At 74.1% G+C, this 4,565-nt stretch carries 3 protein-coding genes; 2 read left to right on the top strand and 1 reads right to left on the bottom strand.

Annotation, left to right across the window (positions count from 1 at the left end):
- Nucleotides 1–154 precede the first annotated feature (154 nt).
- A complete protein-coding gene (locus tag ACFU99_RS34070) occupies nt 155–1,576 on the bottom strand; it encodes a sporulation protein (RefSeq protein WP_384399563.1) in 1,422 nt (473 codons plus the stop codon).
- A 634-nt stretch (nt 1,577–2,210) separates the two neighbouring features.
- Between ACFU99_RS34070 and ACFU99_RS34065 the strand changes: the two genes are divergently transcribed.
- Nucleotides 2,211–3,128, top strand: coding sequence for a hypothetical protein (locus ACFU99_RS34065; protein ID WP_384399560.1), 918 nt, complete (start codon nt 2,211–2,213; stop codon nt 3,126–3,128).
- Complete coding sequence (locus ACFU99_RS34060; RefSeq protein ID WP_384399558.1) at nt 3,119–4,390, top strand: DegT/DnrJ/EryC1/StrS family aminotransferase; 1,272 nt, start codon at nt 3,119–3,121, stop codon at nt 4,388–4,390. Before ACFU99_RS34065 ends, ACFU99_RS34060 begins: the two co-directional genes overlap by 10 nt.
- Nucleotides 4,391–4,565: the final 175 nt, after the last annotated feature.

The following is a 4,565-nucleotide window of genomic DNA, read 5'->3' as shown; positions in this document are numbered from 1 at the left end:
CCCGGCCCGGGCGGGGCCCCATGGGGCTCGGGGTCGCAAAATGTGTTTACGCCCCCATAGCGCTATGGGGAGTATAAACCATTTCCGGCGGCCGGTCAGCCGCCTTCGCCTCGGCTTACTGTGCGCTCGTGCGCCACACTATTTCTGCGTCGACCTACATGAATGCAGCTCTCCCGCTGCGATGTTCGGGGGCGATGCCGAGTTCGGTGCGGGTGCGGTGGAGGAAGGCGCGGACGGCCGGTTCGCGCCGCCAGGGCGCGAGGGCCGCGTTGAACTCGCGGACGTAGTCCTGGGCCCGGGCGGAGCGGACATGGGCGAGGATGTCCACGGACCGGTTGCCCAGGTCCAGACCGGTGTCCAGATCGCGGGCCTGCAGGTGGACGGTTCCCACGATCGCCAGTCGCATCCCGACCGAGCGGGTGAACGCGTCGGGGGGCATGGCGGCGGCCTGCCGGTCCCAGCGCAGGGCAGCCTGGGGGTTTCGCAGGTCGCGAAAGACCTCGGCGGCGTCCGCGGAGAGGCGGGCATGGTGGTAGAAGTCGATCCAGCCCGGCTCCGAGCCCTTGGAAGTTTCCGCCCGGCTCAGGAGATCCTCAGAGCCCTTCAGGGCGCGCGAGGCCGCCTGGGCGTCCCCTACGCGGGCGTGGGCGCGGGCCTCGATCAGTTTGGTGAAGGCGAGGACTCTGGGGGCGGCCTGCCCTTTCGACCGTTCGTAGGCGCCCTGGGCCATGTCGATGGCCTCGGAGCCGAAATTGCGCAGCAGTGACTGCATCGCCATGGTGGTCAGGACGTAGCAGCCGAGCTGGACGTCGCCGGCCGCGCGGGCGAGGCGGAGAGCCTGGATGAAGTGCCGTTGCGCGACGTCGTGCTGGCCGACGTCGAAGGCGGCAAAGCCGGCCAGGCGGGACAGCTGGCTGGTGACGGAGAACAGCTCGCGGCTGACCGCGTCGGTGCGGGAGCCGTGCAGCAGTGGGGCGGCTCGTTCCCGGAGGCAGGCGGTGACGGAGTTGGCTCTCCAGTTTCCGCCGCCGTATTTGGAGTCCCAGCGGCGGGCTTCGTCGGCCGCGTCACGGAGTTCTTCGAGGTCGGCCCGGCCGACCTGTCTGGTGCCGCGGTGGTGGGCGGGTTCGTCGGCGGGGGTGACCAGCCAGCGGGTCACGGGGGTGGTGAAGGCGGATGCGGCGAAGCCGGATCCGGTCAGAAAGTCGCGGCGGTTCACGAAACTCCAGAACGTTGTGGCCTCTTGGACCGCGTCGTCGCGGTCCCTCGGGAAAGCCAATCCGATATCGGTCTCGGGTGTCCGTGCATCGTCCATACCTATCTGGGACAGCGTCACGGGCCCGCCGAGCCGTTCGGCGATCGCCTGGGCGAGGAGAGTCGGAATCGGCCATTTGGGCACCATTCCCCTCTTGCACCAGTTGCCGACACTGGTGTGGGAATACCCGGTTTCGATGCCGGCCTGCTGGGCGAGCTGGTTGACCCGCAGGGCCAAGGACTTGTGGCTCGCGCCGCAGACTTCGATGAGCCGGGCCAGGTCCGCGTTCGGCGGACGCTCCCGGCGGCTGGTTGATGCCACCCGAGTCCTCTTCTCTTCCACATCAGCGGCCTCGGTCGCCACAGGAGGAACCGGCCGGTCGCCGGTCCTGTCGATGCGCGGGATGCGAACGGCGCAGGCCCGTCCGCGTTGAGGCACTGACCGTATTGCCCTGCGGACGCTGGGTGAACCGTGGGTGCGAGTTGTGAGCCCCCCTGCGAGCCCTCCCCGCGCCGGAGAGCAGCAGGTGTGATGAGGACACGGGCCGCCGCAGCTTCACGCCTGGGGGTGAACCAGCTGGACCACAACGCACGGGCCAGGGCTGCCATGCGGCAGGGAGAGCCGTCGTCGCGGGTGGCTCGCAACCTGTCCGCCGGCCGCCTCGCGCTCCTTCGGCCACGGCGCTGGCTCCGGTCGGCGGGGCCGCCTCCGCGAGGGCCGCCCGTGGCACGGGCGTTCTCCACGGTGCCCCGGCCCACCGGTCCGGGGCGGGGCCGGCCGGCGTCGTCCTGCGTTGCCGGCGTCACCGCGCCCGATGGGTGAGCGCGGCGCACGGCAGCGGAAGTGAGACCGGATTGCCGGCCTTCGCCGATCGGTCGGTGACGCCGCTGAAGCCCTGCCCGCCGGGCGGGGCCGGTGGTTTATGTCGCGCTGTCGCGACGGGAGGGAGGCCTTGGTGCGTGTGCCAGTGCCGTCATCGTCAGGGGACCGATGGCCGTGTGCACAACGGGATGCCGCCTGTGATCTGGCGGGCCCCGACTGGGCCCGGCTGACCGAAGTCGGCGGCAAGAAGGAGGTGTTCGCCGGGGACCTGTTCGCCCTGGAGGGGTGGGCCGCGCTGGTGGCCGGGCTCGGCGAGGACGGTGCGTACGCGTTCGCGCAGAGGACGGCGCTGATGTATGTGCGCCCCGACGCGCTCGCGGCCGGCACGACGCGGCAAATCCTGGCCGCGGCCGCCGCGGCGGACTTCGCGCCGCTGGCGGTGATGCCGGTGCGGCTGGAGCGGTGCGCGGTGCGGTCCTTGTGGGCCTACACGTGCCGGTGGGCGACCGCGGAGCGGCTGGTGCTGCTGGACGCGGTCGCCGCGCTGGGGCCGGGCCTGCTGGTGCTGTGGGCCGACGCCCGGGGCGGGCCGGCCTGCGCCCGGATGACCGGCGTCAAGGGCCGTAACGACCCGCGCCGGCGGGCGGGGGGCACGCTGCGCGATGCCGGGGGCAGTCCGAACCGCGCGCTGACGCTGGTGCACACCCCTGATGAACCGGCCGACGTCGTACGGGAGCTGGGGGTGCTGTGCTCCTGGCCGGAGCGGGCGGCGCTGATCGGCGAGGCGTCCGCGCGACGCGCCGGCGCCGGGGTCGGCCTGGAGGTTCTGGAGGCGGCGGTGGGCGCCGTGGAGCGGGAGCTGCCGGCGCTGGGCTGGCCGACGGGCCCACGGGGGCCGGTCCGCACTCCGGCGGTGCGCGAGCTGCACGCCGGGCCGGTGGCGCAGCGGTGGGCCGCGGTGGTCGCGGCGTCGGCGAGCTGGCCGCTGCTACGGCGCACGCCGGGTCCGGCCACGTGGCCCGAGCAGGAGACGAGGAGCCCATGGCGCTGACGACGCTCACGACCGCGCCCGCGCCGCAAGGCCTGCGGGGCGGGGGGCCGTTGTGGCCGTGGTGGTCGCGGGAGGCCCATCTGGCGGTGGGGCGGCTGCTGCAGTCGGGGGACATGGCGGCGGCCGGTGCCGGCCATCCGCAGATCGACACGTGCGAGGAATTGGCCGCGCGCATCCTGGCGCCGGGACGGCGGGTGATGCTGTGCGATTCGGGCACCGGGGCGCTGGAGGCGGCCTACGCCGCGCTGCGGCTGGAGCCGGGCAGCGACGTGCTGGTGGCCAGCCACAGTTTCCGCGCCACCGCGACGGCGATGCTCGGGCAGGGGCTGCGGCCGGTGCTGTGCGACGCGGATGCCGCCAGCGGCGGCATCGATCTGGACGACGCGGCGGCCCGGCTGACCCCGCGCACCGTCGCGCTCACCGTCACCCATACCTGGGGCCGTCCGGTGCCGCTCGATGCGGTGCGCCACTTCTGCGGCCGCCACGGCCTGGCGCTGGTGGCGGACTGCTCGCACGCGCACGGTCTGGCCTGGCGGGGGCGGCCGGCCGGGCTCACCGGCGACGTGAGCGTTTTCTCGCTGGGCACCTGGAAGATGGTCAGCGGCGGCAAGGCGGGGCTGCTGGCCACCGCGGACCGCGCCGTGTGGGAGCGGGCGCTGGCCCTGTCGCAGCCCAAGCACCGGGCCCTGGCCCGGGTGCGCGATGAGCGGCTGCGGGCCCTGGCGGCGACCGGGGCCGGGCACAACCGCCGCCCCACCCCCGTGGCGGCCGTGCTGGTCGCCGACCACCTGCGGCGCCTGCCGCAGACCCTGGCCGCCAAGACCGCGCGCCAGCAGGCGGTGGAGGCTCTGCTCGCCTCCCGTCTGCCCGCCCTCACCCCGCTGCCCGCGCCCGCCGGGCGCACCGGCGGCGCGCTGTACAAGTGGCACTGGCGCACCGACGCCGCCGACGCCCCGGTGGAGCGGGTGGTGCGGGCGCTGCGCGCGGCCGGCATCCGCGCCGGCACCCCGGCCCGGCCGCTGCACGAACTGCCGCTGTTCGCCGACCCGCACCTTGCCCCCGCCCTGGGCCTCGACGTGCCGCCCGCCGCCCCGGACAGCTTCCCCGGCACGGCGCGGCTCCTGGCGGGCCTGGTGGAGATCGACACCCGCGACATGTACGCGCCCCTGCCCGCAGGCGTCCCCGACCCCTACGACCGCGCGCTCAGTACGGCCGCCGCACACCTGGCGAACTCTCGAACCCGTGAACCGGAGGATCGATGAACCCGCTCTCCGCTCCCCTGCGCCTGCGCGCGGTCGAACTGCGCCACCGCCTCGGCCTGCCCGCCATGAGCACCTACCAGGCCGCCCCCGGCAACCTCCCCGCCCCCCACTGGCACCTGCCGCACTACCTGACCCACGCCTTCGGCATGGGCCTGGTCATGGTGGAGGCCACCGC

It is taken from the genome of Streptomyces sp. NPDC057654 (assembly GCF_042800135.1).
Taxonomy (GTDB): Bacteria; Actinomycetota; Actinomycetes; order Streptomycetales; family Streptomycetaceae; genus Streptomyces.
This window is presented reverse-complemented; position numbering and strand designations above follow the sequence as displayed.